General features: G+C 54.5%; 19 protein-coding genes and 3 pseudogenes. 8 read left to right on the top strand and 14 right to left on the bottom strand.

Features of this window, described 5'->3' with window-relative positions; translation table 11 throughout:
* Positions 1-1,260 (bottom strand): MFS transporter, encoded by a 1,260-nt coding sequence (locus NA197_RS11740; protein ID WP_077684039.1) that lies wholly within the window; start codon positions 1,258-1,260, stop codon positions 1-3.
* 89 nt (positions 1,261-1,349) lie between these two features.
* Between NA197_RS11740 and NA197_RS11735 the strand changes: the two genes are divergently transcribed.
* The 3 genes from NA197_RS11735 (at position 1,350) to nikR (ending at position 3,522) form a co-directional block, all read left to right on the top strand.
* Positions 1,350-2,399, top strand: coding sequence for an AI-2E family transporter (locus tag NA197_RS11735; protein WP_000179589.1), 1,050 nt, complete (start codon positions 1,350-1,352; stop codon positions 2,397-2,399).
* Positions 2,400-2,450: 51 nt separating this feature from the next.
* Positions 2,451-3,029, top strand: coding sequence for a 4'-phosphopantetheinyl transferase AcpT (gene acpT, locus NA197_RS11730; protein WP_000285379.1), 579 nt, complete (start codon positions 2,451-2,453; stop codon positions 3,027-3,029).
* Positions 3,030-3,120: 91 nt separating this feature from the next.
* On the top strand, positions 3,121-3,522 hold the full coding sequence (gene nikR, locus NA197_RS11725; protein WP_001190057.1) for a nickel-responsive transcriptional regulator NikR: 402 nt from the start codon (positions 3,121-3,123) through the stop codon (positions 3,520-3,522).
* Between the two features lie 101 nt (positions 3,523-3,623).
* Here the strand turns inward: nikR and NA197_RS11720 are convergent, their stop codons facing one another.
* From NA197_RS11720 to NA197_RS11705, 4 genes are all read right to left on the bottom strand, one after another.
* On the bottom strand, positions 3,624-4,748 hold the full coding sequence (locus NA197_RS11720) for an ABC transporter permease (protein WP_001214750.1): 1,125 nt from the start codon (positions 4,746-4,748) through the stop codon (positions 3,624-3,626).
* Positions 4,748-7,489, bottom strand: coding sequence for a ribosome-associated ATPase/putative transporter RbbA (rbbA, locus tag NA197_RS11715; protein ID WP_000202482.1), 2,742 nt, complete (start codon positions 7,487-7,489; stop codon positions 4,748-4,750). The genes NA197_RS11720 and rbbA overlap by 1 nt, the downstream gene beginning before the upstream one ends.
* Complete coding sequence (locus NA197_RS11710; RefSeq protein WP_000359836.1) at positions 7,486-8,553, bottom strand: HlyD family secretion protein; 1,068 nt, start codon at positions 8,551-8,553, stop codon at positions 7,486-7,488. Before NA197_RS11710 ends, rbbA begins: the two co-directional genes overlap by 4 nt.
* Before the next feature lie 305 nt (positions 8,554-8,858).
* On the bottom strand, positions 8,859-10,055 hold the full coding sequence (locus NA197_RS11705) for an NAD(P)/FAD-dependent oxidoreductase (protein WP_001627041.1): 1,197 nt from the start codon (positions 10,053-10,055) through the stop codon (positions 8,859-8,861).
* A 230-nt stretch (positions 10,056-10,285) separates the two neighbouring features.
* Between NA197_RS11705 and pitA the strand changes: the two genes are divergently transcribed.
* Positions 10,286-11,782, top strand: a complete 1,497-nt coding sequence (pitA, locus tag NA197_RS11700; RefSeq protein WP_000902764.1) for an inorganic phosphate transporter PitA — start codon at positions 10,286-10,288, stop codon at positions 11,780-11,782.
* 140 nt (positions 11,783-11,922) lie between these two features.
* Here the strand turns inward: pitA and uspB are convergent, their stop codons facing one another.
* Complete coding sequence (gene uspB, locus NA197_RS11695; protein WP_000626193.1) at positions 11,923-12,258, bottom strand: universal stress protein UspB; 336 nt, start codon at positions 12,256-12,258, stop codon at positions 11,923-11,925.
* A gap of 387 nt (positions 12,259-12,645) precedes the next feature.
* On the opposite strand from uspB, the gene uspA reads away from it, so the two are divergent.
* Positions 12,646-13,080, top strand: a complete 435-nt coding sequence (gene uspA, locus NA197_RS11690) for a universal stress protein UspA (protein WP_000323565.1) — start codon at positions 12,646-12,648, stop codon at positions 13,078-13,080.
* A 324-nt stretch (positions 13,081-13,404) separates the two neighbouring features.
* On the top strand, positions 13,405-14,877 hold the full coding sequence (gene dtpB / locus NA197_RS11685) for a dipeptide/tripeptide permease DtpB (protein ID WP_001098274.1): 1,473 nt from the start codon (positions 13,405-13,407) through the stop codon (positions 14,875-14,877).
* Positions 14,878-14,968: 91 nt separating this feature from the next.
* On the opposite strand, the gene rsmJ is transcribed toward dtpB, so the two are convergent.
* The 3 genes from rsmJ to NA197_RS11670 form a co-directional block, all read right to left on the bottom strand.
* On the bottom strand, positions 14,969-15,727 hold the full coding sequence (rsmJ, locus tag NA197_RS11680; RefSeq protein ID WP_001165127.1) for a 16S rRNA (guanine(1516)-N(2))-methyltransferase RsmJ: 759 nt from the start codon (positions 15,725-15,727) through the stop codon (positions 14,969-14,971).
* A gap of 6 nt (positions 15,728-15,733) precedes the next feature.
* Positions 15,734-17,776 carry an oligopeptidase A gene (prlC, locus tag NA197_RS11675; protein WP_023204135.1) on the bottom strand — a complete coding sequence of 681 codons (2,043 nt, stop codon included), beginning with the start codon at positions 17,774-17,776 and terminating at the stop codon, positions 15,734-15,736.
* Positions 17,777-17,957: 181 nt separating this feature from the next.
* Entirely contained in the window at positions 17,958-19,229 is a 1,272-nt protein-coding gene (locus NA197_RS11670) for an acid phosphatase (protein WP_000766151.1), read from the bottom strand.
* 210 nt (positions 19,230-19,439) lie between these two features.
* Here NA197_RS11670 and NA197_RS11665 point away from each other — a divergent pair, with 210 nt between their 5' ends.
* Both NA197_RS11665 and gorA read left to right on the top strand, forming a co-directional pair.
* On the top strand, positions 19,440-20,282 hold the full coding sequence (locus tag NA197_RS11665; RefSeq protein WP_000954235.1) for a 23S rRNA (adenine(2030)-N(6))-methyltransferase RlmJ: 843 nt from the start codon (positions 19,440-19,442) through the stop codon (positions 20,280-20,282).
* A 104-nt stretch (positions 20,283-20,386) separates the two neighbouring features.
* On the top strand, positions 20,387-21,739 hold the full coding sequence (gorA, locus tag NA197_RS11660) for a glutathione-disulfide reductase (RefSeq protein ID WP_000160778.1): 1,353 nt from the start codon (positions 20,387-20,389) through the stop codon (positions 21,737-21,739).
* Positions 21,740-21,785: 46 nt separating this feature from the next.
* Here gorA and NA197_RS11655 read toward each other — a convergent pair.
* The 5 genes and pseudogenes from NA197_RS11655 to fraD all read right to left on the bottom strand — a co-directional run.
* Positions 21,786-21,908 (bottom strand): annotated as a pseudogene (locus tag NA197_RS11655) (L-asparaginase); the annotation flags it as partial.
* Positions 21,907-21,990: pseudogene (locus NA197_RS11650) on the bottom strand (asparaginase domain-containing protein); the annotation flags it as partial. The pseudogenes NA197_RS11655 and NA197_RS11650, both read right to left, overlap by 2 nt.
* A 148-nt stretch (positions 21,991-22,138) precedes the next feature.
* Positions 22,139-22,510 (bottom strand): annotated as a pseudogene (gene fraE, locus NA197_RS11645) (fructose-asparagine asparaginase); the annotation flags it as partial.
* Between the two features lie 58 nt (positions 22,511-22,568).
* The gene (locus tag NA197_RS11640) at positions 22,569-23,888 is read right to left on the bottom strand and encodes an anaerobic C4-dicarboxylate transporter family protein (RefSeq protein WP_000498935.1); all 1,320 of its coding nucleotides are present in this window, start codon (positions 23,886-23,888) and stop codon (positions 22,569-22,571) included.
* A gap of 53 nt (positions 23,889-23,941) precedes the next feature.
* Positions 23,942-24,787: a fructose-aspartate kinase gene (gene fraD, locus NA197_RS11635; protein WP_048591250.1), complete on the bottom strand. Its 846-nt coding sequence runs from the start codon at positions 24,785-24,787 to the stop codon at positions 23,942-23,944.
* Between the last annotated feature and the right edge of the window lie 49 nt (positions 24,788-24,836).

Genomic DNA, 24,836 nt, shown 5'->3' with positions numbered 1-24,836 from the left:
TTACGATGATGATGCGGCCTCCGGCAGTGCAGACGGAGGCCGTTTTTTTAAACGCCAGGTCAGCAATAGCGCCATCGCTACCAGCCCGGCCGCCGCCAGATAAATTACCGGCACGCCCGCCCAGGTCATCACCAGCCCCGCCAGCGGCCCGGTAACCCCCAAAGACATATCCATAAAGACGGTATAGGTCGCCAGCGCCGCGCCCTGGTTCTGCGGCGGCACGGCTTTGACGGCCACCACGCCCAGCGCCGGAAAGACCAGCGAAAACCCCATCCCCGTGAGTAAAACGCCGATTTTGGCCATCCACGGCATGGCTGCCGTCCCCACCAGTAACAGACCAATAATCTCCACGCCAAAGCAGATCATGGCGACATTCAACCCGCCTAAACGATTGATGCCGTTAGGGAACAGCAAACGCGTGCCGACAAACGCGACGCTAAATAACGTGAGCGCAAAGGCGGCGCCATCCCAGCCTTTAGCATCATAAAATAAGGTAATAAACGTCGCGATGACGCCAAACCCTGCCGAGGCCAGCGCCAACGCCATACCATACAGCCAGACACGCCCCAGCACCGCGCGAAACGGCAACGGCTTGCCTTTGTTCGCCTTCACCGACGGACGTGGAAGGGCTAACAGTATCGCCAACAGCGCCACGCCCATCACCGTTAGCGCCAGCCCCTGTAACCCGCCCCAGGCATAACACAGCACGCCCAGCGGCGCGCCCATCGCCATTGCGCCGTAGGTGACGATACCGTTCCAGGAGATGACCCGACCAATATGCAACGACCCGACGACGCCGACGCCCCACAGTGTCGAACCGGTGCCGGCAAAACTTTGCCCAATCCCCAAAATCACGCGACCCAGCCCCAGTAGCAACAAACTGATCATCGGCCAGGCGCTGGCGATATCCGCCAGCAGGTAGCCGAGTCCGCTTAAAAAACAGCCGCATAAGCCAAAGACAACGATTTTTTTCGGCCCTAATACATCCGCATACCGCCCGGCATGGGGACGGCTTAACAGAGTGGCGAAGTATTGCAGGCTGATAATAAGCCCCGCCCAGAACGCGCTGAATCCCATCGCATCATGCACATAGCCGGGCAAGACGGCGAGCGGCAGGCCGATGGTCAGGTAGCTGGCAAAGTTAAACATCACAATGGAGACAATACGCAGATTGAGGCGCAATCCGTTTAGCGCCGGTTCAGCGACGGGTTCGGGCATGAGTATCACCGCATTTTTACAACATGTTTTCTTTTCTATCATGGCGCGCGGTGAAAATCAGTAGTGAGATTCAGATTATCGGTATCAGGGCAGCCGCTACACTTAGAAAAAAACACAACAAGGAAAACTTCATGGCAACCGCTCAACCCGACAAAACGGGTATGCATATTCTGCTGAAACTGGCCTCCCTGGTTATTATTCTCGCCGGGATTCATGCCGCGGCGGATATTATTGTACAACTCTTGCTGGCGCTCTTTTTCGCCATTGTTCTTAATCCATTAGTGACCTGGTTTATTCGTCGGGGCGTGAAGCGACCGCTGGCGATTACTATCGTGGTGGTCGTCATGCTGATCGTGCTTACCGCGCTGGTGGGTGTGCTTGCCGCATCGCTTAATGAATTTATCGCTATGCTGCCTAAATACAGCAAGGAGCTGACGCGTAAAGTCTTACACCTTCAGGAGTTAATGCCCTTCCTGAATTTACATATGTCGCCGGAACGTATGCTCCGCGGGATGGATTCCGATAAAATCATGCTCTTCACCACAACATTAATGACCGGCGTATCGGGCGCGATGGCAAGCATTGTGCTGCTGGTGATGACCGTGGTTTTTATGCTATTTGAGGTGCGCCACGTGCCTTATAAATTACGTTTCGCGCTAAACAATCCACAAATTCATATTGCCGGCCTGCACCGCGCCCTGAAAGGCGTCTCGCATTATCTGGCGCTGAAAACGCTGCTCAGTTTATGGACGGGCGCGATTATCTGGCTGGGGCTGGCGTTAATGGGTATTCAGTTTGCGCTAATGTGGGGCGTACTGGCCTTTTTGCTCAATTACGTTCCTAATATCGGCTCGGTGATTTCCGCCGTTCCCCCCATGATTCAGGCGTTGTTATTTAACGGCTTTTACGAATGCGTACTGGTCGGCGCGCTCTTTTTGGTGGTCCATATGGTGATTGGCAACATTATGGAGCCACGCATGATGGGCCATCGTCTGGGAATGTCCACGCTGGTGGTATTTCTTTCGTTATTGGTCTGGGGATGGCTATTAGGCCCGGTCGGGATGCTCTTGTCCGTTCCTTTGACCAGCGTCTGCAAAATCTGGATGGAAACCACTAAAGGCGGCAGCAAACTGGCGATCTTACTGGGGCCAGGCCGACCGAAAAGCCGTTTACCGGGATGAGGCGACAGATGCTACAATCTCCTCTTCTTCATAGGCAACGTTGGTCCTGATATGTACCAGGTCGTTCTGGGAAAAGTGTCAACATTAAGCGCAGGTCAATTGCCCGACGCGTTAATCGCTCAGGCGCCGCAGGGCGTTCGCCGGGCAAGCTGGCTGGCCGGGCGCGTGCTGCTTTCCCGTGCGCTCTCGCCGCTACCGGAGATGGTGTATGGCGAACAGGGTAAACCGGCTTTTTCCGCCGGAACGCCGCTGTGGTTTAACCTCAGCCATAGCGGCGACACTATTGCTCTGTTGCTTAGCGACGAAGGTGAAGTCGGCTGCGATATTGAAGTGATCCGCCCGCGCGATAACTGGCGTTCGCTGGCAAATGCGGTATTCAGCCTCGGCGAACATGCTGAAATGGAAGCGGAACGTCCGGAGCAACAACTGGCGGCATTCTGGCGTATCTGGACGCGTAAAGAAGCCATCGTAAAACAACGCGGCGGCAGCGCCTGGCAAATCGTCAGCGTGGACAGCACGTTGCCCTCTGCCTTGTCGGTCAGCCAGTGTCAGCTCGATACGCTCAGTCTGGCAGTCTGTACCCCCACACCGTTTACGCTGACGCCGCAGACGATAACGAAAGCGCTATGACACATTAATTTTTCCCTCTGGCGGCGGACGTGTGTTACAAAATGCGGAGCTTCCCATGCGCCGACGCGCCATACCAAAAGGTTTAAGTCAGATGCAACGTGTCACCATCACCCTCGATGACGATTTACTGGAAACGCTGGACAGCCTGAGCCAGCGACGCGGCTATAACAATCGCTCCGAAGCGATCCGTGATATTCTGCGCGGCGCTCTGGCGCAGGAGGCCACTCAGGAACACGGCACACAGGGTTTCGCGGTACTTTCATATGTTTATGAACATGAGAAACGGGATTTAGCCAGCCGCATCGTCTCCACCCAGCATCATCATCATGATTTATCCGTCGCCACGCTGCACGTCCATATCAACCACGATGACTGTCTGGAGATCGCCGTTCTGAAGGGCGATATGGGCGACGTACAGCATTTTGCCGATGATGTTATCGCCCAGCGCGGCGTGCGCCACGGCCACTTGCAGTGTTTGCCGAAAGAAGACTAACGCCCCAGCGCTTTGCCGGGGGCGCTTCGCTTGCCCGGCCTACGTTCGCACGTCGTCGTTTGTAGGCCGGATGAGGCGCAGCCGCCATCCGGCAATAATGTTTACGCCATTGTGCCAATCGTTTTTCTGAAGCGTAACAGCGCTATCAGGAAGAACACGCCGCCTATCGCCAGCAGGGTCAGGAACTGCGGCCAGACGATACTCAAACCTGCGCCGCGATAAAGAATAGCCTGGGCAAGGCTGACAAAATGCGTCGTCGGCATGGTCAGCATAATATCCTGCACCGCCTGCGGCATACTTTCGCGCGGCGTGGAACCGCCGGAGAGCATTTGTAGCGGCAACAGCACCAGAATCATTAATAACCCCAGCTGCGGCATCGAACGGGCGATGGTGCCCATAAAAATCCCAATTGAAGTGGTGGCGAACAGGCTCAGCGCCACGCCCAACATAAACAATGGGATCGATCCTTCAATCGGTACGCCAAGCACGCCTTTCACCATCAGCATCAAAGACAAACCGGAAACCACCAGCACAACCAGCCCCATCGACCATACTTTTGCCATCATGATCTCAAAGGGCGTGACCGGCATCACCAACAGATGCTCTACCGTGCCGTGTTCTCGCTCGCGGATCAGCGCCGATCCGGTCAGCACTATCGCCAGCATGGTAATGTTGTTGATAATCGCCATCACGCCGCCAAACCACGCCGGGTCGAGATTCGGGTTAAAGCGCATCCGAATCTCCAGCGACACCGGCTGAACGTTATCTCCCCGCGCGCGCGCCACAAAGCTGTTGACCTCGCCGCTAATAATATTCTGGATATAACTGTTGCCGGTAAACGCCTGGCTCATGCGCGTCGCATCGACGTTAACCTGAATATCAGGCTGACGTCCGGCCAGCACATCACGCTGGAAATTCGGCGGAATATTGACCGCAAAGGTATAGCGTCCGGCATCCAGTCCGGCATCCATTTCCGTTGCCGTAATCATCTCCGGCGGCAGAAACCACGGGCGGTAAAAACTATTCACAATACGGTTCGACAACTGCGACTGATCCATATCGGCGATGGCGATAGGGGCAAGATGCAACGAACCGGGCAGGACGGTAGCAGAGGAGTAAACCGAAATCGTAAAGGCGAAGACGATCAGCGCCAGCATCGCTTTGTCGCCCAGCAGACTGCGCAGTTCTTTGACGCCGAGGTTATAAATATTACGTAATCCGCGCATTACCCCTCCTGTTTTTTCAGCAGCAGAATGCTCAGACCCATCACCACCGGGACGGCAATCAGTAACGGCATAAATAACGGCCAGAGATCGGACAGATCCAACGCTTTGGAAAACGTCCCGCGCGCGATCGTCAGAAAATGGCTGGTCGGGTAGATCTCGCCGATCCATCTTCCCGGTCCTTCCAGCGAAGCCACCGGATCGATCATGCCGGAAAATTGTGTTGCCGGAATGAGGGTAATAATCGACGTCCCAAAAATAGCGGCGATTTGGCTCTTCATAAACGTAGAGATCAGCAGCCCCAGACCGGTGGCGATGATGACGTAAAGTAGCGCCGCGAGGGTAAGCGTGAGAAAGCTGCCTTTCAGCGGCACGCCGAACACAAAGACCGACAGCGCGCACAGTAGCAAGAAGTTCAGCATACCCAGCGCGATATACGGCAGTTGTTTACCCAGCAAAAATTCGCTGCGCGTCGTCGGCGTTACGTACAGATTAATCATCGACCCCAGCTCTTTCTCCCGCACCACGCTCAGGGCGCTAAGCATTGACGGGATCATCATGAGCAGCAGCGGAATGACCGCCGGAACGATAGCGGGCAGACTTTTCACATCCGGGTTATAGCGATAGCGCGTTTCAATGTTGAGCAGCCCGGTCTGTTTAACCGGGTTCGGCTGACGACTTGCCGCCTCCTGCAGCCAGCTTTGGTGCATCGCCTGAACGTACCCCTTCACCGTCTCGGCGCGGCTGGGCATGGCGCCATCCACCCAGACGCCAATCTGCGCTGGCGTACCGCGAGCAATATCGCGGCCAAAATTAGGCGGGATCTCAATGGCAACCGCCAACTCTCCCGAACGCATCCGCCGGTCAAGCTCGTCATAGCTGGCGAGCGGCGGCTGTTCGATAAAATAGCGCGATCCCGCCAGATTGAGCGACCATGCCTGGCTGCTGACGGTTTGATCGCGATCGAGTACGGCAAAACGCAGGTTCTCCACGTCCATACTGATGCCATAGCCCATAATCAGCATCAGAATTACCGTTCCCAGCAGCGCCAGCGTCGAGCGTACCGGATCGCGGCGTAGCTCCAGCGCTTCGCGGCGACTGTAGCTGAACAAACGCCGGAAGCTCAATCCCTGCCGCGACGGTTTACCTGACGCGGCGGGCGTCTGGGATGGCGGTATTGGGGTTTCAGGCGCCGCTCCCGCAGCTTCCTGTAGCCAGGAAATAAACGCCGCCTCCAGATTGGCCGCGCCCCGCTGTTGCACCAATTCCTGCGGCGTACCGCTGGCGAGCACTTTACCGGCGTGCATCAATGACATTCGGTCGCAACGTTCCGCTTCGTTCATAAAATGGGTCGAGATAAAAATCGTCACCTTATCCTGACGCGAAAGATCGACCATAAGCTGCCAGAACATATCCCTGGCGACCGGATCAACGCCGGACGTTGGCTCATCAAGAATCAGCATTTCCGGGCGATGGATCACCGCTACCGCCAACGATAAACGCTGGCGGATACCGAGCGGCAACGAAGCGGGGAGCGTATCTTCCACCTCCGTTAGCATAAAGCGTTCGATCATCTGCGCGACGCGCGCCGGGATCTCCGCTGGCGGAATATGAAACAGGCGGGCATGAAGTTCCAGATTCTGCCGCACGGTGAGTTCGTTATAGAGCGAAAAAGCCTGCGACATATACCCGACCCGGCGACGGGTATCGATGTCGTTCGGGTCTACCGGCTGGCCAAATAGCCAGGCCTGGCCTTCGCTGGCGGGAAGCAGACCGGTCAGCATTTTCATGGTGGTCGATTTGCCGCAACCGTTTGAACCGAGGAAGCCAAAAATCTCGCCGCGCGGAATGCGGAAATTAACATGGTCAACCGCGACGAACTTACCGAAGCGCATGGTCAGATCTTTCGCCTCAATAGCAATCTCTTCCTGCTCAGCGTGATAGGGCGGGATCACCACTGGCTTATGCGCCTGGCGCTGCGCTTCTGGCAACAGGGCGATAAACGCCTGTTCCAGCGTCGCGCTATGGGTTTTTGCCCGCAGTTGCTGCGCGCTGCCGGTTGCCAGTATCTCGCCCGCATTCATCGCCACCAGCCAGTCAAAACGCTCCGCCTCTTCCATATAGGCCGTTGCGACCAACACGCTCATATTGGTCTGCCGTTGGCGGATACTGTCGATTAAGTCCCAGAACTGAGCGCGGGAGAGCGGGTCCACGCCGGTGGTAGGCTCATCAAGAATCAGCAATTCCGGGTCATGAATCAGCGCACAGCACAACCCCAGCTTTTGTTTCATCCCACCGGACAGCTTCCCGGCAGGACGGTCACGAAACGGCGCCAGGCCGGTGCTGTTCAGCAGCTCGGTAATACGCGCTTCGCGTTCAGCTTTGTCATGACCAAAGAGACGAGCGAAAAAATCGACGTTCTCATAAACCGATAACGTGTGATAAAGGTTTTTCCCCAACCCCTGCGGCATCCAGGCGATGCGCGGACAGACGTCGCGGCGATGTTTCGCATCGCGCATATCGCCGCCCAGGACGATAACGTTCCCTTGCTCAATCACCCGCGCGCCAGAAATCAGCGACAGCAGGCTCGACTTACCCACCCCGTCCGGACCAATCAGCCCGACCATACTACGGGCGGGAATGTCCAGCGTGATATTGTTCAGCGCGGCTGTTTTTCCGTAATGCTGGCTCACCCCCTCAAGCTGCGCCACGGGAGGAACAGGCACCAGCTTCAGCGACGTCATTGCGACAGCCTCACGCTTAGAGCGTCAGGCCAGGGCACGCGCTCATCCAGACGAACCCAGGCCATTCCCGGCAAACCGGTTTTGACATATTCCAGATGCTGTCGCAGTAGCTCTGGCGGAATACGCGCTTTGACGCGGAACATCAGCTTCAGCCGTTCATCGTGGGTTTCCACGGTTTTGGGCGTGAACTGCGCCACGCTGGCGACAAAACTGATCGTCGCCGGAATACGCAGATCCGGCGCGGCGTCCAGCACCAGTCGCGCTTCGCCGCCGATCTTCAACAACCCAGCCTGTTCGGTCGGCAGGAAAAATGTCATATAAACGTCGCTGAGATCGACCATGTTCAACACCCGGCCGCCAGCCGATAACACTTCGCCCGGCTCCGCAACGCGGTACTGCACGCGTCCATCGCGCGGCGCTTTTAATTCGCTGTCGTCGATGTCGGCGACAATACGCCGCTCGGTCGCCTGCGCCGCTTCCACGCGCGTTTGCGCCTGGATAATACTGGTACGCGCCGCCTCAATCGCCGCTTTTGCCGCAGATACCTGCGCTTTGGCGGTCTCCAGGGCGGCGCGCGCGCTTTCCGCCGCCGCGCGATCGTCATCTAACTGTTGTACAGATACCGCGCCACGCTGCGACAGCGAACGGGAACGCACGTGACGTTTAGAGACGGAGTCCAGCTCAGCTTCCCGCTGTTTGACGACCGACTGCGCGGCGCGCATTTCACTCTGGCGTTGCTCCAGCAAGGCACGGGCGGCGGCAACCGCGCTTTCGGCCTCTTTAATCTGCGCAATCGCCTCCAGCCGCTGCTCCTGCAGCACGCGGGTATCCATTTTCGCCAGCACCTCGCCCTGACGAACGAACTGCCCTTCCGAAACGAGGATGGTATCAATACGCCCGGCAATCTTAGTGGCAATATCCACTTCGGTGGCTTCAATTCTGCCGTTGCTGGCGGCAAATCCCTCCGGTATTCCCGCAGGGCGCAGCATCCACCAGGCTATCGCGGCCACCGCCACAAGAATCCCCGCTCCCCACCACACCAGATGACGCTTCATTTTGTCCATAATCGACCCGCCGTAATCCCTGTTGTCTAACCATGCGTGTCACAAAGTCCGCCGGGCGTGCGCTCAGCGGGGGTTTCCATTCGGGATAAGAATGAAAAAAGAAAAGGGGCCAGACGACGAACAGACGCCGATGAAGCGCTCGCCGTCAAAGGGAGTGAATGATGTAGGTACCCGGAAAAGAGGGAGTAATGTTGTCATCATCAGCGTTCCTGGCCGTAAATGAAACACGCATACTCATAACTGCTATAAATCGATACTAACACCTCTGTCCGGGATGTCTATTCGCTTATTGTTTGTAATGGTACTTAGCGTTTTGCCGCCAAATCCTGCGCGCAGGCCCAGGCGCTCGACCACGCCCACTGGAAGTTATAGCCGCCCAACCAGCCGGTGACGTCCATCACTTCGCCGATAAAATAGAGACCCGGCACGCGGCGCGCTTCCATAGTCCGCGATGATAGTTCGTTTGTATCCACGCCGCCCAGCGTCACTTCCGCTGTCCGATAGCCTTCGGTGCCGTTAGGCTGCACTTGCCAGGCCGTAAGCGTGTCAACCAACGCCTGCTGGTCACGAACGTTCAACTGTCTGAGCGATACATCCGGGATGTGCCCCAACTGTTGTAAACACTCCACCAACCGTTTCGGCAAATGCATCGCCAGCGTGTTCTTCAGACTCTGGTTCGGGTGCGCGTTACGCTGTTCATTGAGAACATCTTCCAGCGAGAGGTCCGGCAATAAGTTAATGCTCACTAACTCCCCCGGTTGCCAGTAGCTGGAAATCTGTAAAACAGCGGGGCCGGACAGCCCACGATGGGTAAAAAGTAGGTTTTCCCGAAATACCGTGCCATTGCGGGCGGTAATTACGCAGGGCACAGAGACGCCAGACAGCGTCTGGAGCTGTTCTAACAGCGGCTTATGCAGCGTAAAGGGCACCAACCCGGCGCGCGTCGGCAACACCTTGAGACCAAACTGTTCGGCGATTTTATAGCCAAACGGCGATGCGCCAAGCCCCGGCATCGACAGACCGCCGCTGGCAATCACCAGCTTTTGCGTAGTCACCGTCTCGCCGTTCAACGCCAGTATGAAACCCGACTCATCACGCTCGACGCTCAATACCTCGCTACGCAGGCGCATCGTTACGCCGCCTTTGTCGCACTCGGCAACCAGCATATCGACAATGCGTTGGGCGGAATCATCGCAAAAAAGCTGTCCCAGCGTTTTCTCATGCCAGGCTATCCCATACCTGCCGACCAGATCGATAAAGTCCCACTGGGTATAGCGGGCTAATGCTGATTTGCAAAAATGGGGGTTCTGGCTCAAATACGCAGCAGGCTCAACATAAAGATTAGTAAAGTTGCAGCGCCCACCGCCGGACATGAGGATTTTACGTCCTGGCTTCTTGCCATTATCGATGAGCAGCACGCGGCTACCCGCCTGTCCTGCCTGCGCGGCGCAAAACATGCCCGCTGCGCCAGCGCCTATAATAACGGCATCAAACCTTTCCACGTCGCCTTCCTCTCTCAAATTCGGGCGGGAATTGTAAAGTTTCCTCAGTGGTCGCACCAGCGCGAAAAGCGCCTGAAAATGGTATTTATCTGAAATATATAAGATAATTCTTTAGTGATATCAAACAAAGCACGAAGTACATCAAAAAAAGTCTATATTTCACTTTGCCCGCGCCGCCAAAGTCACTGATAATGCGCCGCGTTCATGTCCTCAAAATGGCGTAACGTCCTATGCTACATTTGTTTGCTGGCCTGGATTTACATACCGGGCTTTTATTATTGCTTGCTCTGGCTTTTGTGCTGTTCTACGAAGCGATTAACGGCTTCCATGACACAGCCAATGCAGTCGCAACCGTGATTTACACCCGTGCGATGCGTTCGCAGCTGGCGGTTGTCATGGCGGCGGTGTTTAACTTTTTTGGCGTTTTGCTGGGGGGTCTCAGCGTGGCGTATGCCATTGTGCATATGCTACCGACGGATCTCCTGCTCAACATGGGTTCCGCGCACGGCCTCGCTATGGTCTTTTCCATGTTGCTGGCGGCGATTATCTGGAACCTCGGTACCTGGTATTTCGGGTTGCCGGCGTCCAGTTCCCACACGCTGATTGGCGCCATTATCGGCATCGGTTTAACCAATGCGATGATGACCGGCACGTCAGTGGTGGATGCGCTTAACATCCCGAAAGTTATCAATATTTTCGGTTCACTCATTATCTCCCCTATTGTCGGTCTGGTATTCGCCGGCGGTCTGATTTTCTTGCTGCGCCGCTACTGGAGCGGTACTAAGAAACGCGCCCGTATCCACCTGACGCCAGCCGAACGTGAAAAGAAAGACGGCAAGAAAAAGCCGCCGTTCTGGACGCGTATCGCGCTGATCCTCTCCGCTATCGGCGTGGCGTTTTCGCATGGCGCGAACGATGGTCAGAAAGGCATTGGCCTGGTCATGCTGGTGCTGATTGGCGTCGCGCCTGCGGGTTTCGTGGTCAATATGAATGCCTCCAGCTACGAAATCACCCGTACGCGCGATGCTATCAACAATGTCGAAACGTACTTTGAGCAGCGTCCTGACCTGCTGAAAGCCGTCACCGGCGTTGACCAACTGATTCCCTCTCCGGAACCGGGCGCGACTGAACCGACTGAATTCCACTGCCATCCGGCTAACACCATTAACGCGCTTAACCGTGCGAAAGGGATGCTGGCAAACGTGGAAAGCTACGACAAGTTAAGCGTTGAACAGCGTAGTCAGTTGCGTCGCATTATGCTGTGCATTTCCGACACGACCGACAAAGTCGTGAAATTGCCTGGCGTAAGCAGCGATGACCAGCGCCTGCTGAAAAAGCTGAAGACCGATATGTTAAGCACCATTGAGTATGCGCCGGTGTGGATCATTATGGCAGTGGCGTTGGCGCTGGGTATAGGTACGATGATCGGTTGGCGCCGCGTGGCGACCACTATCGGCGAGAAAATTGGTAAAAAAGGCATGACGTATGCGCAGGGAATGTCGGCGCAGATGACGGCGGCAGTCTCTATCGGTCTTGCCAGCTACACCGGTATGCCAGTTTCTACCACTCACGTACTCTCCTCTTCAGTGGCGGGAACCATGGTCGTTGATGGCGGCGGGTTGCAGCGTAAAACCGTGACCAGCATTCTGATGGCCTGGGTATTTACGTTACCGGCGGCGATTATTCTTTCCGGCGTGCTGTACTGGCTTTCCCTGAAGATTATTTAAGCCAAATGGGCCGGATAGCGCTGTCGCTAATCCGGCCTGTCAGGATGAAACGACACAGGCCTGATAGGCCGCTACAAGCGGCGTCATCCGGGAGGCTTATCTAACATGAGCGGGTCAGGAAACTGGCCCGCTTTTTTCATTCAGTGCCAAATCATGAGCGCAATCAAGCTCACCACCACCAAACCGCATAACGCGCTGGTCAGCAGAAACTGGCGGCGCACGCGTTCACAACGGCGAATAAATTCTTCATCATGATGATCGCGATAGCGCTGAGCGTAGATATACCATACCAGGCGCACCTGTTTGTTGGGCTGACCATGCGTGGTAAAGAAGCCGCCGCCATCGACATATTGATAGAGCAAAGGATCGCAACCACGAAGTACCACTAACAGTGCGCGTAGCGATGAGAAATAGCGCGCCATATTAACAATGCAAACGACACATAAAGCCCAGAATAGTGAGACGGTGCTTATCATATCTCCTCCCCGGCGACCCGCCCACGGAGTTCCTCTCCGGGACTACCGCTCCCCGATACCCTGCCAGACAATCAGTGAAAGAGTACTACGAAAGCCGTCCATATTAGCGCTCCGCATTCGAACGGCTCTTATACACATTGTAGGAGATCAGTTAATTTTTTTACCAGAAGGTTAATCACTATCAATGCAATTCCCTGAAAATTTTGTTTAACTAACTGGCAAGCAAGGCAGATTGACGGATTATCCTGGTCGCTATAATGTAAGGATAGTTATGGTAAACGGCTGAGCTAGCCCCGCGCATAGAGTTCGCAGGACGCGGGTGACGCGGCGGCATAAGAAACGCCAGTAGCTCAATGGTCATCGACAACTTATGGAAGGAGTAACACTATGGCTTATAAACACATTCTTATCGCAGTTGATCTCTCCCCGGAAAGTAAAGTTCTGGTTGAAAAAGCGGTCTCTATGGCGCGCCCCTACAACGCGAAAATCTCCCTCATCCACGTTGACGTGAATTATTCAGACCTGTACACCGGTCTGATTGACGTCAATCTGGGAGATATGCAGAAACGTATCTCCGAAGAAACCCACCACGCGCTGACCGAGCTGTCTACCAACGCTGGCTACCCTATCACTGAAACCCTGAGCGGTAGCGGCGATTTGGGCCAGGTGCTGGTTGATGCCATCAAGAAATACGATATGGATCTGGTCGTTTGCGGTCATCACCAGGACTTCTGGAGCAAACTGATGTCTTCTGCGCGCCAGCTGATCAACACCGTTCACGTTGACATGCTGATTGTGCCGCTGCGCGACGAAGAAGAGTAATACTTGCCGTGCCGGCTGGCGGCTAAGACCGCATCTGGTCTATAGTCAATCAGGTTGGCCTGAACCATCAGGCAAATTCCGGCTATCAACAACAACGCCCGCTTATGTGGGCGTTTTGTTTATCCCCCCTTCTTCGCAGTACTCAGTACATCATTCCATCACACCAAACATAATTAGTGTGATCCACTAATTAGTTTGCGTATCATTTGTATAATAACCTATTGATCAGGCTAATAACCGCAGTCTATATCAGGGTAAGTCTTTTCGGCGCGTTTTGATATACGCGCTCATACGTTTCGGGATGGCATTAAAAGGCGAAGGAATATGAATACAACTGCACCTACGGGCTTGCTGCAGCAACCTCGTCCATTCTTCATGATCTTTTTTGTAGAATTATGGGAACGATTTGGCTATTACGGCGTCCAGGGCATCCTGGCGGTCTTTTTCGTTAAACAATTGGGTTTTTCTCAGGAACAGGCCTTTATTACCTTTGGCGCTTTTGCGGCGCTGGTTTATGGCCTGATCTCCATCGGCGGCTATGTTGGCGACCATCTGTTAGGGACTAAACGCACCCTGGTCCTGGGCGCGATTGTGCTGGCGATTGGCTATTTTATGACCGGCATGTCGCTATTAAATCCCGATCTGATTTTTATCGCACTGGGTACGATTGCCGTGGGCAACGGGTTATTTAAAGCCAATCCCGCCAGCCTGCTCTCTAAATGCTATCAGCCTAAAGATCCCCGGCTGGATGGCGCTTTCACCCTGTTTTATATGTCGATTAACATCGGTTCTTTGTTATCGCTATCGCTGGCGCCGGTGATTGCCGATAAATTTGGCTATGCGGTGACCTATAATCTGTGCGGCGCTGGTTTAATTGTTGCGCTTCTGGTGTACTTCGCCTGCCGTGGCATGGTGAAAAATATCGGTTCTGAACCGGATCATAAACCGCTACGTTTTCGCAATTTGCTGCTGGTACTACTCGGCACCGTCGTCATGATTTTCCTCTGCGCCTGGCTGATGCACAACGTTAAGATTGCCAATCTGGTGCTCATCGTCCTTTCTATCGTCGTCACTATTTTCTTCTTTCGCGAAGCGTTTCGTCTGGATAAAACCGGCCGCAATAAAATGTTCGTGGCGTTTATTCTGATGATTGAAGCCGTGCTGTTTTACATTCTGTATGCGCAGATGCCTACCTCGCTGAACTTCTTTGCGATTAATAACGTGCATCATGAAATTCTTGGATTCGCCATTAACCCGGTGAGTTTTCAGGCGCTGAACCCATTCTGGGTGGTCGTCGCCAGTCCGGTACTGGCAGCGATTTACACCCGACTGGGTAGCAAAGGCAAAGATCTGACTATGCCGATGAAGTTTACGCTCGGCATGTTCCTCTGCGCGCTGGGTTTTCTGACCGCCGCCGCCGCCGGGATGTGGTTTGCCGATGCGCAAGGATTGACGTCGCCGTGGTTTATCGTGCTAGTGTATCTGTTCCAGAGTCTGGGCGAGTTGCTGATTAGCGCGCTGGGACTGGCAATGGTCGCCGCTCTGGTGCCGCAGCATCTGATGGGCTTTATTCTGGGAATGTGGTTCCTGACCCAGGCCGCCGCCTTCCTGCTCGGCGGTTATGTGGCGACCTTCACTGCCGTACCGGAAAACATCACCGATCCGTTACAGACGCTGCCAATTTATACCGGCGTCTTTAGCAAAATTGGTCTGGTAACGCTGGCGGTCACCGTGGTGATGGCCATTATGGTGCCGTGGTTAAACCGGATGATTAATACGCCAGATACCGAACAGTAATACTCAGTGCCGGATGCGGCTTACGCCTTATCCGGCCTACAAATAATTGAGAATCGTAGGCCCGATAAGCGTAGCGCCATCGGGCAATCCGTTACTCCGTCAGAGGGGTTCCGGCATAAATATCAAACCGGTGGCCTTTGGTGACGATGGCGTTGGGCGTCGCGACATCCGCCAGCGGCGGCGCATAATCGGGACGTTTAACCACCACGCGTTTGGTCGCCAACTGACGCGCCGGTTCCAGCAGTCCGTCGGCGTCGAGATCCGGCCCCACCAACGACTGAAATACCCGCATCTCTTTCTTCACCAGCGCGCTTTTCTGCCGGTGAGGAAACATCGGATCGAGGTAGACCACCTGCGGGCGCGGCGTGATATCGGTTAGCGCCGTCAGGCTTGAGGCATGAATCAGCTGCAAACGCTCCTGAAGCCAGCCGCCAATGTCCGCATCGGCGTAGCCGCGCGTCAGGCCGTCGTCGAGCAACGCGGCGACCACCGGATTACGCTCCAGCATCCGCACGCGGCAACCGACGGACGCCAGCACAAACGCATCGCGCCCCAGTCCGGCCGTGGCATCAACCACGTCCGGCAGATAATCGCCTTTGATACCAACGGCTTTCGCCACCGCTTCGCCGCGCCCGCCGCCGAACTTACGTCGATGGGCCATCGCGCCGCCGACAAAATCGACGAAAATGCCGCCGAGCTTCGGTTCGTCGCGCTTGCGCAGCTCCAGATGTTGCGGCGTCAATACCAGCGCCATCGGGTTGTCTTCGTCATGCTCCAGTCCCCAGCGGGCAGCCAGAACAGATAAGGCGCCGTCTGTGGCGCCCGTTTCATCCATTAAGCAGATTTGCACGTAAAATCAGCCTTTAATCCCGTAATGCTCCAGCATCGCATCCAGCTGTGGTTCACGGCCACGGAAGCGTTTAAAGAGTTCCATCGGCTCTTCAGAACCACCGCGAGTCAGGATGTTATCAAGGAACGACTGACCGGTCTCACGGTTGAAAATGCCTTCCTCCTCAAAGCGGGAATAAGCGTCCGCCGCCAGTACGTCGGCCCACAGATAGCTGTAGTAGCCTGCCGCATAGCCGCCAGCAAAGATATGGCTGAACGCATGTGGGAAGCGGCCCCATGTCGGTGACGGCACCACGGCGACCTGTTTTTTGATTTCAAAGAGCGTCTCAAGAATTTTCGCTCCTTGCTGCGGGTTAAATTCCGCATGCAGACGGAAATCAAACAGACCGAACTCCAGCTGACGCAGAATAAACAGCGCCGCCTGATAGTTTTTCGCCGCCAGCATTTTATCCAGCAGCTCCTTCGGCAACGGTTCGCCGGTCTCATAGTGGCCGGAGATAAACGCCAGCGCTTCCGGCTCCCAGCACCAGTTTTCCATAAACTGGCTTGGCAGTTCGACGGCGTCCCACGGCACGCCGCTGATACCGGAGACCCCGGCGGTCTCAATGCGGGTCAGCATATGATGCAGGCCATGACCAAACTCGTGGAACAGGGTGATCACTTCGTCATGGGTAAACAGAGCGGGTTTACCGTTCACCGGACGGTTGAAATTACAGGTCAGATAAGCGACCGGCTTTTGCAATGTGCCGTCCGCCTTACGCATCTGGCCGACACAGTCGTCCATCCACGCCCCGCCGCGTTTGTGTTCGCGCGCGTACAGGTCAAGGTAGAAGCTGCCGCGCAGCTCGTTATTTTCGTCATACAGTTCAAAGAAACGCACTTCCGGGTGCCAGACATCAACGTCAGTACGCTCTTTGGCAGTGATGCCGTAAATACGTTTCACCACTTCAAACAGGCCATTCACGGCTTTGTTTTCCGGGAAGTACGGACGTAGCTGCTCATCGCTGATGCTGTACAGGTGCTGTTTTTGCTTTTCACTGTAGTACGCGATATCCCACGGTTGCAGTTCCTCAACGCCAAATTCGGCTTTGGCGAAGGCGCTCAGCTGGGCCAGCTCTTTTTCCCCCTGCGGACGGGCGCGTTTCGCCAGATCGGTTAAGAAATCGAGCACCTGCTGCGGATTTTCCGCCATTTTGGTGGCCAGCGATTCATGGGCATAATTTTCGAAGCCCAGCAGTTGCGCCAGTTCATGGCGCAGCGCAAGAATTTCTTCCATCACCGGGCTGTTATCCCACTTACCGGCGTTCGGCCCCTGGTCGGAGGCGCGAGTGGAATAGGCGCGATACATCTCTTCGCGCAACGCCTGGTTGTCGCAGTAGGTCATGACCGGCAGATAGCTCGGGATATCCAGAGTCAGCAGGTAACCTTCCTGCTCTTTGGCTTCCGCCTGGGCCTTCGCTGCCGCCAGAGCGCTTTCCGGCATTCCCGCCAGCTCGGCTTCGTCGGTGATGAGCTTCGTCCAGCCCATGGTGGCATCGAGCACATTATTGCTGTACTGGTTGCCCAGCTCAGACAGGCGAGTGGCGATTTCGCCGTAACGCTGCTGTTTCTCTTTCGGCAGACCGATGCCGGACAGTTCAAAATCACGCAGCGCGTTATCAACCGCTTTCTTCTGCGCGGTATTCAGCGTGGCGTAATGATCGCCGTCGCGCAGGTCGCGGTACGCGTTGTACAGTCCTTCATGCTGTCCAACCCAGGTGCTGTATTCCGACAACAGCGGCAGCGTCTGTTCGTAGGCTTCACGCAGCTCCGGGCTATTTTTCACCGAGTTTAAGTGGCTAATTGGCGAGAAAATACGCCCCAGAACATCGTCGGCTTCCGCCAACGGCTGGCAGAGGTTTTCCCAGCTATACGGCGCGCCATGCGCCACAACGCCTTCTACCGCCGCCCGGCAATCGGCCAACGCTTTGGTGACCGCAGGCACCACATGCTCCGGTTTAATTGCAGAAAAAGGCGGCAGTGAAAAAGACGTTAGTAATGGATTGGTCATATGCGCAGTCCTGTAGAAGAAGGTGAGTGGAGCGCGCTTTTGGCGCTCTCGCGATGAGATCTAGAATGGGGGATAGTAAGGGGAATTTCAATGATGGACAGCGTACAGACGTGGGTATCGCTGCAATAAGCCGCCCCTTTAACATCATCCCGGCTTACGTTTTATAAGCCGGGTGACAACGTCAGCGCGTTTTTCTCGCCATCTCGTAAGCAGCGGACAGATCCAGACGCTGCCAGAACTGTTGATCCTCGGTCTCGCCCGACAACGGATATCCTGCCGGTAACGCCGTCTCTTCCATTAACGCCTGACGCTGCGCTGGCGACAGGTTCGGCAGCGCTGTCTGTAGCAGAACATCGGCGCCTTTTGGTATTTTCAACGGCTGATGCTCGCCTTTCTGTTGCGGCAGGTTATAAGTCATGGTGAAGCGGTAGAAGGTATGCATGGCCGGATCGCGGTACGGATCGTCTTTTCCGGTCGATGCCGCGCATTCGACAATCGTCGTACCGCACTCTTTCACCAGCGCCTCACGCAGTTGAGCGCGAGCTTCGTTGAATAACGTACGGTAATACGGATCGTTAAGATAATGCGCGACATTACGCTGCGCGACCATCCGCGCGCCCATCACATCCAGCGGATAGTGTACGCCAAGGACCAGGCGAGAATAGCCATAACGCGCGCCACGAATCACCAGCGCATCAAAGCGTTCCGGGATCATTTCCGCCATCAACAGCGCATCCGTATAACCGGTATTCGTGTGTCCGCTGGGGAAAGCACCGCCACCTGCGGTATAAGGATGACCATCTTTTACCACCACATCATCCGGCGTCAAATGGATAGTATTACCCGGCACCTGGTAAGGACGCGGGTAATGAAAATATTTTTTCGCCGCGCCGGTGCTGACTTCCGAGGCTTTAATCAACGCCGCCGCTTTGCCCAACTCACCTTTATCATAAGCGGCGAGAAATGCCCGCCCCAGCCGCGGCCCCATTGCGTCGCTCAGGAAATAGAGATACTCCACGCTTTCCGCATCCGCCAGCGCCTGGTGACGGGTATTAACATCGGCATCGTGATTAATCGCCGTCACCGTCGCCAGATTGTCTTTCAATACTGCTTCCGGCAATGTATTGAAGGCGGAAAGTAGGGTAATCCCCATCTGTTGATTCTCAGTAGTATGAAAATCATAACCGCTAGCCTGTAACCAGGCATTATCCGCCTGGATGGAATTCTGTCGCATCTGAGCCAGGGCGTCGCGAGTCAACGCGGCGGTATCGCCTTGTAATGCCTTACGCAACTGTGTCAGCCATTGAGCCTCAAGGTCATTAAAGGCGACGCTCGCCGAGTCGGGCGTCACGCTTTTCGCTATCGACTCCGCCTGGGACAGGGGAATATCTTTCGCCAGTGCCGGCATCGCCAGCGCCAGAGATGACGCCAGTACAGTAATGTGTAGTTTCATTATGGTTCCTTTCATTAAAAATAACGCCAGGTCAAAACTACTACCTTGCCCACAGGCGATGCTGGCCTGCGCAGTTGACGGTTTGATGATACGAACACGTCTTGCAATACTTTCACAACGCGCGAAACAACATGGCGGTACTGGGGTAATCTGCGCGGATCTGCGGTAAACTATCGGCTAACTTGTTTACTTCCCGGAATATCTGCATCCATGCTCAGTTATCGTCACAGCTTTCACGCTGGCAACCACGCCGACGTCCTTAAACATACCGTTCAGAGCCTGATCATCGAGTCGCTAAAAGAGAAAGAAAAACCGTTTCTCTATCTGGACACGCACGCGGGCGCGGGGCGTTATCAGTTGGGCAGCGAACATGCTGAACGTACCGGAGAGTATCTGGAAGGCATCGCCCGTATCTGGCAGCAGGACGATCTGCCCGCCGAACTGGAACCGTATATTAGCGTCGTAAAACATTTCAACCGCAGCGGGCAGTTACGCTACTATCCGGGCTCCCCGTTAATCGCCCGCCAGTTGCTGCGTGAGCAGGACAGTCTGCAACTCACGGAATTGCATCCCAGCGACTTCCCACTGTTGCGCGCGGAGTTTCAAAAAGACAACCGCGCCCGTGTGGAACGCGCTGACGGCTATCAGCAACTGAAAGCCAAATTGCCGCCGGTTTCCCGCCGCGGTCTGATTCTCATTGACCCGCCTTATGAAATGAAAACCGACTACCAGGCGGTAGTCAGCGGCATCAGCGAGGGTTATAAACGTTTCGCCACCGGTACATACGCGCTATGGTATCCGGTGGTGCTCCGCCAGCAAATTAAGCGCATGATTCATGAGCTGGAGGCCACCGGCATCCGTAAAATCCTGCAAATTGAGCTGGCGATCCGCCCGGACAGCGATCAGCGCGGGATGACGGCGTCCGGTATGATCGTGGTTAACCCGCCGTGGAAACTGGAGCAGCAGATGAACAACGTGCTACCGTGGCTGCACAGCAGGTTGGCGCCAAACGGTCACGGACACACTTCGGTAAGCTGGATCGTGCCGGAGTAATCACAGCCATCGGTGGAACCTTTCACCTTCAGGTATACAATCGCGAATATTTTGGCGGGTAGCGCAGAATCTATCCGTCCGACAACGAACATAAAGGAGCGGTCATGACCAAACACTATGATTACATCGCTATCGGCGGCGGCAGCGGCGGTATCGCCTCGATTAACCGCGCCGCTATGTACGGCCAGAAATGCGCGCTCATCGAAGCCAAAGAGCTGGGCGGCACCTGTGTTAACGTGGGCTGCGTGCCGAAGAAAGTGATGTGGCATGCCGCGCAGATTCGTGAAGCGATTCATCTGTATGGCCCGGACTACGGTTTTGACACCACGATTAATCAGTTCGACTGGAGCAAGCTGATTGCCAGCCGTACCGCGTATATTGACCGCATCCATACTTCATACGACAACGTGCTGGGCAAAAATAACGTGGATGTGATTAAAGGCTTTGCCCGCTTTGTCGATGCCAAAACCATTGAAGTGAACGGCGAAACCATCACCGCCGACCATATTTTGATCGCTACCGGCGGCCGTCCGAGCCATCCGAGCATTCCAGGCGTGGAATACGGCATTGATTCCGACGGTTTCTTTGCGCTGTCTGCCTTGCCGGAGCGCGTCGCGGTGGTAGGCGCAGGTTATATCGCTGTTGAACTGGCTGGCGTTATCAACGCGCTAGGGGCGAAAACGCATCTGTTTGTCCGTAAACATGCGCCGCTGCGCAGTTTTGACCCGATGATTAGCGAAACGCTGGTTGAGGTGATGAACGCCGAAGGCCCGCAACTGCATACTCACGCCGTGCCGAAAGCGGTGGTAAAAAACGCCGACGGCAGTCTGACTCTGGAACTGGAAGATGGCCGCAGTGAAACCGTTGATTGCCTGATCTGGGCCATTGGTCGCGAACCGTCGACCGACAATATTAATCTGGCGGCAGCGGGCGTGAAAACCAATGAAAAAGGTTACATCATTGTCGATAAATTCCAGAATACCAACGTTGAAGGCATTTACGCCGTTGGCGATAACACCGGCGCAGTGGAGTTAACGCCAGTCGCCGTCGCCGCCGGTCGCCGTCTCTCCGAACGCCTGTTTAACAACAAGCCGGACGAGCATCTGGACTACAGCAACATCCCGACCGTGGTCTTTAGCCATCCGCCTATCGGCACCGTCGGGTTAAGCGAGCCGCAGGCGCGCGAGCAGTACGGCGACGAGCAGGTAAAAGTCTATAAATCATCGTTTACCGCTATGTATACCGCGGTGACGACGCACCGCCAGCCGTGCCGTATGAAGCTGGTCTGCGTCGGGCCGGAAGAAAAAATTGTGGGTATCCACGGTATCGGCTTCGGCATGGATGAAATGTTGCAGGGCTTCGCAGTGGCGCTGAAGATGGGCGCTACCAAGAAAGACTTCGATAATACCGTCGCCATTCACCCGACCGCGTCGGAAGAGTTTGTGACCATGCGTTAATATCTTGTGCGCCCATCTTCGAGGGTGGGCGCACAAGCCTGCATGATTAATACGTACTGAAATAACTCTGGATCAGTTCCGGATTACGCGTCTGAGTTAATGCCGTCATCAGCAAGACTCGCGCCTTCGCCGGGTTGAGCGAGTCAGACACCAGCCCTGGCTGCCCTTGCGCCATCTGCGCTGATTGCCGACGCGGGCCGCATTGCAGCGGTAAACACCACCGGTTTGTCGCTTTTCACGGTCAAATTAAGAGCCTATCCCAGTAGGCGTTATTGGCGCAGCCAGTTTGGACACGGACAGCGCGCAAAAACCGGAGCGTACACGTAGTACGTGAGGATTTTGAGCACTGCCCAGGACCAAAATGGCAAGTAAAATAGCCCTAATGGGATAGGCTCTAAGAAAGTAAGCGGTTTCATCGAGCGTGTCAGTGCCATGAGTAATGACCACACCGTCAACATCGTCCCGCGCCAATAACGCATTCACCTTCTGTGAAAGTTTCAGGATAATATCGCTGGTCATATTTTCGCTACCAATATTCGCCACCTGCTCGCCGTCAACGCGAGCGATATTATTCATTTCCGGCACGGCATTTATTAATGTTTGCACGCCAAGTTCACCGGATTTATATCCGGCGGTTTGCGTATTATTGGCTGCCGTCCCGGCGATGGTACCGCCTGTCGCGAGAATAACAATATGCGGTAGTGACGTTGTGCTAAATACACAGTGGCTGATGAGCAGCAACACGGTGGCCATGAAAACTCTGATTTTCATTTTCTTCCTCTGAATTAAAAATAATAAGTGACGTGTGCTATAAAAAATTTAATAACAATCAGGCCAGAACCATTTTTCCTATTAACAGCCCGACAATGACCGAGACAATCACGTTAACTAATCCCGGACGCATAAAACTATGGTTAAGCACATATTTGCCGATACGCGTCGTACCGGTGTCGTCAAACGCCAGCGCCGCCAGACACTGCCCCGCCACCGGAATAAAGAAATAGCCGTTAACGGCAGGCCAGGAGCCGATTAACGCATAAGCGGGCAACCCTAACGCCAGCCCCAGCGGCAACAGAATTAACGTCGTTGCCGCCTGGCTGCTGACCATAGCGGACACGAAAAACATCATAATGGCGATAAGCCAGGTATGCTGTTGCAATAGAGTTTGCACTTCTGCCTTAATCAACGCGATATGACCATTCACGAACGTCTCACTCATCCAGGCCAGGCCGAAGGCGCAGACAATCGCCAGCGCGCCCGCCCGAAATACCGTACCGCTGATAATCTGATCGACCTGCGGCCGGCATAACAACACAATCAGGCAGGCAAAAGAGAGCATCGTAATCTGGATAGCGGCGGACATCGAAAGCGGTTGTAGCCCTTTCGCTGTCTCCACCATGGGTCGCAGCGCCGGAATCAGTCCTAACAGAACGATAACGATCGCGCTGGTCAGAAATAACGCCACCGACAATTTGGCGCGCGAAGTGACCACCGTATTTTTACTTTCTTTCTGCGCAGGCTTAATTAACCCTTCAGCAAGCCGACGTTGATATTCCGGATCGTCTTTTAACTCTTTTCCTTTATTAAACGTCGCTATTGCCCCCATCGCTACGCCGATCAACGTGGCGGGCACGCAAATCATCATTATGGTTGAAATAGAGACGCCCAACGGCGCCATTAAACCAATCATCGCCGCCATGGCGGCAGATATAGGACTGGCGGTGATCGCCTGTTGCGATGCGATAACGGAAATAGATAAAGGACGTTCCGGTCGAATACCAGAATCCCGTGCGACTTCAGAAATAACCGGTAACAAGCTATAAACGACATGCCCCGTTCCTGACATAAAAGTGAAGATATAACAGATAAACGGCGCTAATAACGTAATGTAACGAGGGTGGCGACGCAGAATTTTTTCCGCCAGTTTGACCAGTAAATCCAGCCCGCCGGAGGCCTGTAAAGAAGCGGCCGCCAGGACAACAGAAAGAATAATCAGAATAACATCAATCGGTGGCGTAGAAGGCGTCAAGCCAAAAATAAAAACCATCACGCCGACGCCTAACCCGCCGACCATCCCTAAAAATACGCCGCCGATCCTGGCGCCTATCATCAGGGCCACAAGGATAAAACATAATTCCGTCCAAAACATACTTCCTCCTGGGTTATCTGGAGTGAGTGTCGCTTTACATTGAGGGACGTAACCTATTGTGCAAACGGTTTACCAAAACCAAATGCGCCGTAATGAGATAACACCTGCGCCGCCGATTTCCCGCCCTGCCGCATGGCGCGTAACACGCTTTCTTTATCGGGTTCCGCCATACCCGATTGCAAAATGGAAAGCAAAAAACCGGTTAAGAAGGCGTCGCCTGCGCCCAGCGTATCGACAGGTTCGATATAAACAGGTTGCCACTCCAGATAATCCCTGCCGGAAAAATAATAAACTTTTTCATGCCCGCAGGTGGCAATAAGATGCCGACAGCCATAACGATAAAGTTTATTGAGTTTTATTTTGATTTCATCTGGCGATAACCCACTACAGGAGACAAATCCATAATCTACCCACGGGCATACCTTTTCAAAATAGTCGTCTGTACCGCGCCCGGAAAAATCAAAAGAGACTAAGACGGTTTGTTGTTTAATTTTCTCCAGTTCCGATTCCAGATGGCCGTTAATACTGGAATGGACTAAGGTAAATTGTGATATATAGCGAAGATCGTCGTCAGACAGGCTAAAAGGATGTTCCCGCAATACGCCGTTTTTGTTGCTGGCGACAAATTGCCGATCGCCATGCGAGAGACGGATACAGGCATACCCATTTTCGCCGGTATAATGGCGGCTGTGAGAGATGTCTATCTGTAGCTGGTGTAATACATCCTGTACGTGCTGCGCGGCGTCGTCATTGCCAAACGCCCCCATAAACGCGCTGGGGATGTCTGCTAATTTCGCATAGACAGCAAAATTTAATGCATTACCGCCGGGGTACATGATGCCGGAATGCAGGTATTTATCGACAACGTTGTCGCCAATACCCAATACGCTGATGCTCATCATTATTCCTTATTTGTCTTTACAATAAAAAGCGTCCCTGCTTTTTTAT

Source organism: Salmonella sp. NW884 (assembly GCF_051700745.1).
Lineage (GTDB): Bacteria > Pseudomonadota > Gammaproteobacteria > Enterobacterales > Enterobacteriaceae > Salmonella > Salmonella enterica.
Note: the sequence above shows the minus strand (reverse complement) of the source record. Positions and strands in the feature narration are given on the sequence as shown.

What these genes read in the sequence shown, in the direction of transcription:
- uspA (WP_000323565.1), top strand. Translation starts at nt 12,646, where the DNA reads ATGGCTTATAAACACATTCTTATCGCAGTTGATCTCTCCCCGGAAAGT.
- NA197_RS11720 (WP_001214750.1), bottom strand. Translation starts at nt 4,748, where the DNA reads ATGCGCGGATTACGTAATATTTATAACCTCGGCGTCAAAGAACTGCGC.
- fraD (WP_048591250.1), bottom strand. Translation starts at nt 24,787, where the DNA reads ATGAGCATCAGCGTATTGGGTATTGGCGACAACGTTGTCGATAAATAC.
- rbbA (WP_000202482.1), bottom strand. Translation starts at nt 7,489, where the DNA reads ATGACGTCGCTGAAGCTGGTGCCTGTTCCTCCCGTGGCGCAGCTTGAG.
- gorA (WP_000160778.1), top strand. Translation starts at nt 20,387, where the DNA reads ATGACCAAACACTATGATTACATCGCTATCGGCGGCGGCAGCGGCGGT.
- nikR (WP_001190057.1), top strand. Translation starts at nt 3,121, where the DNA reads ATGCAACGTGTCACCATCACCCTCGATGACGATTTACTGGAAACGCTG.
- NA197_RS11740 (WP_077684039.1), bottom strand. Translation starts at nt 1,260, where the DNA reads ATGATAGAAAAGAAAACATGTTGTAAAAATGCGGTGATACTCATGCCC.
- acpT (WP_000285379.1), top strand. Translation starts at nt 2,451, where the DNA reads ATGTACCAGGTCGTTCTGGGAAAAGTGTCAACATTAAGCGCAGGTCAA.
- prlC (WP_023204135.1), bottom strand. Translation starts at nt 17,776, where the DNA reads ATGACCAATCCATTACTAACGTCTTTTTCACTGCCGCCTTTTTCTGCA.
- uspB (WP_000626193.1), bottom strand. Translation starts at nt 12,258, where the DNA reads ATGATAAGCACCGTCTCACTATTCTGGGCTTTATGTGTCGTTTGCATT.
- NA197_RS11665 (WP_000954235.1), top strand. Translation starts at nt 19,440, where the DNA reads ATGCTCAGTTATCGTCACAGCTTTCACGCTGGCAACCACGCCGACGTC.
- pitA (WP_000902764.1), top strand. Translation starts at nt 10,286, where the DNA reads ATGCTACATTTGTTTGCTGGCCTGGATTTACATACCGGGCTTTTATTA.
- NA197_RS11735 (WP_000179589.1), top strand. Translation starts at nt 1,350, where the DNA reads ATGGCAACCGCTCAACCCGACAAAACGGGTATGCATATTCTGCTGAAA.
- NA197_RS11640 (WP_000498935.1), bottom strand. Translation starts at nt 23,888, where the DNA reads ATGTTTTGGACGGAATTATGTTTTATCCTTGTGGCCCTGATGATAGGC.
- NA197_RS11670 (WP_000766151.1), bottom strand. Translation starts at nt 19,229, where the DNA reads ATGAAACTACACATTACTGTACTGGCGTCATCTCTGGCGCTGGCGATG.
- NA197_RS11710 (WP_000359836.1), bottom strand. Translation starts at nt 8,553, where the DNA reads ATGGACAAAATGAAGCGTCATCTGGTGTGGTGGGGAGCGGGGATTCTT.
- dtpB (WP_001098274.1), top strand. Translation starts at nt 13,405, where the DNA reads ATGAATACAACTGCACCTACGGGCTTGCTGCAGCAACCTCGTCCATTC.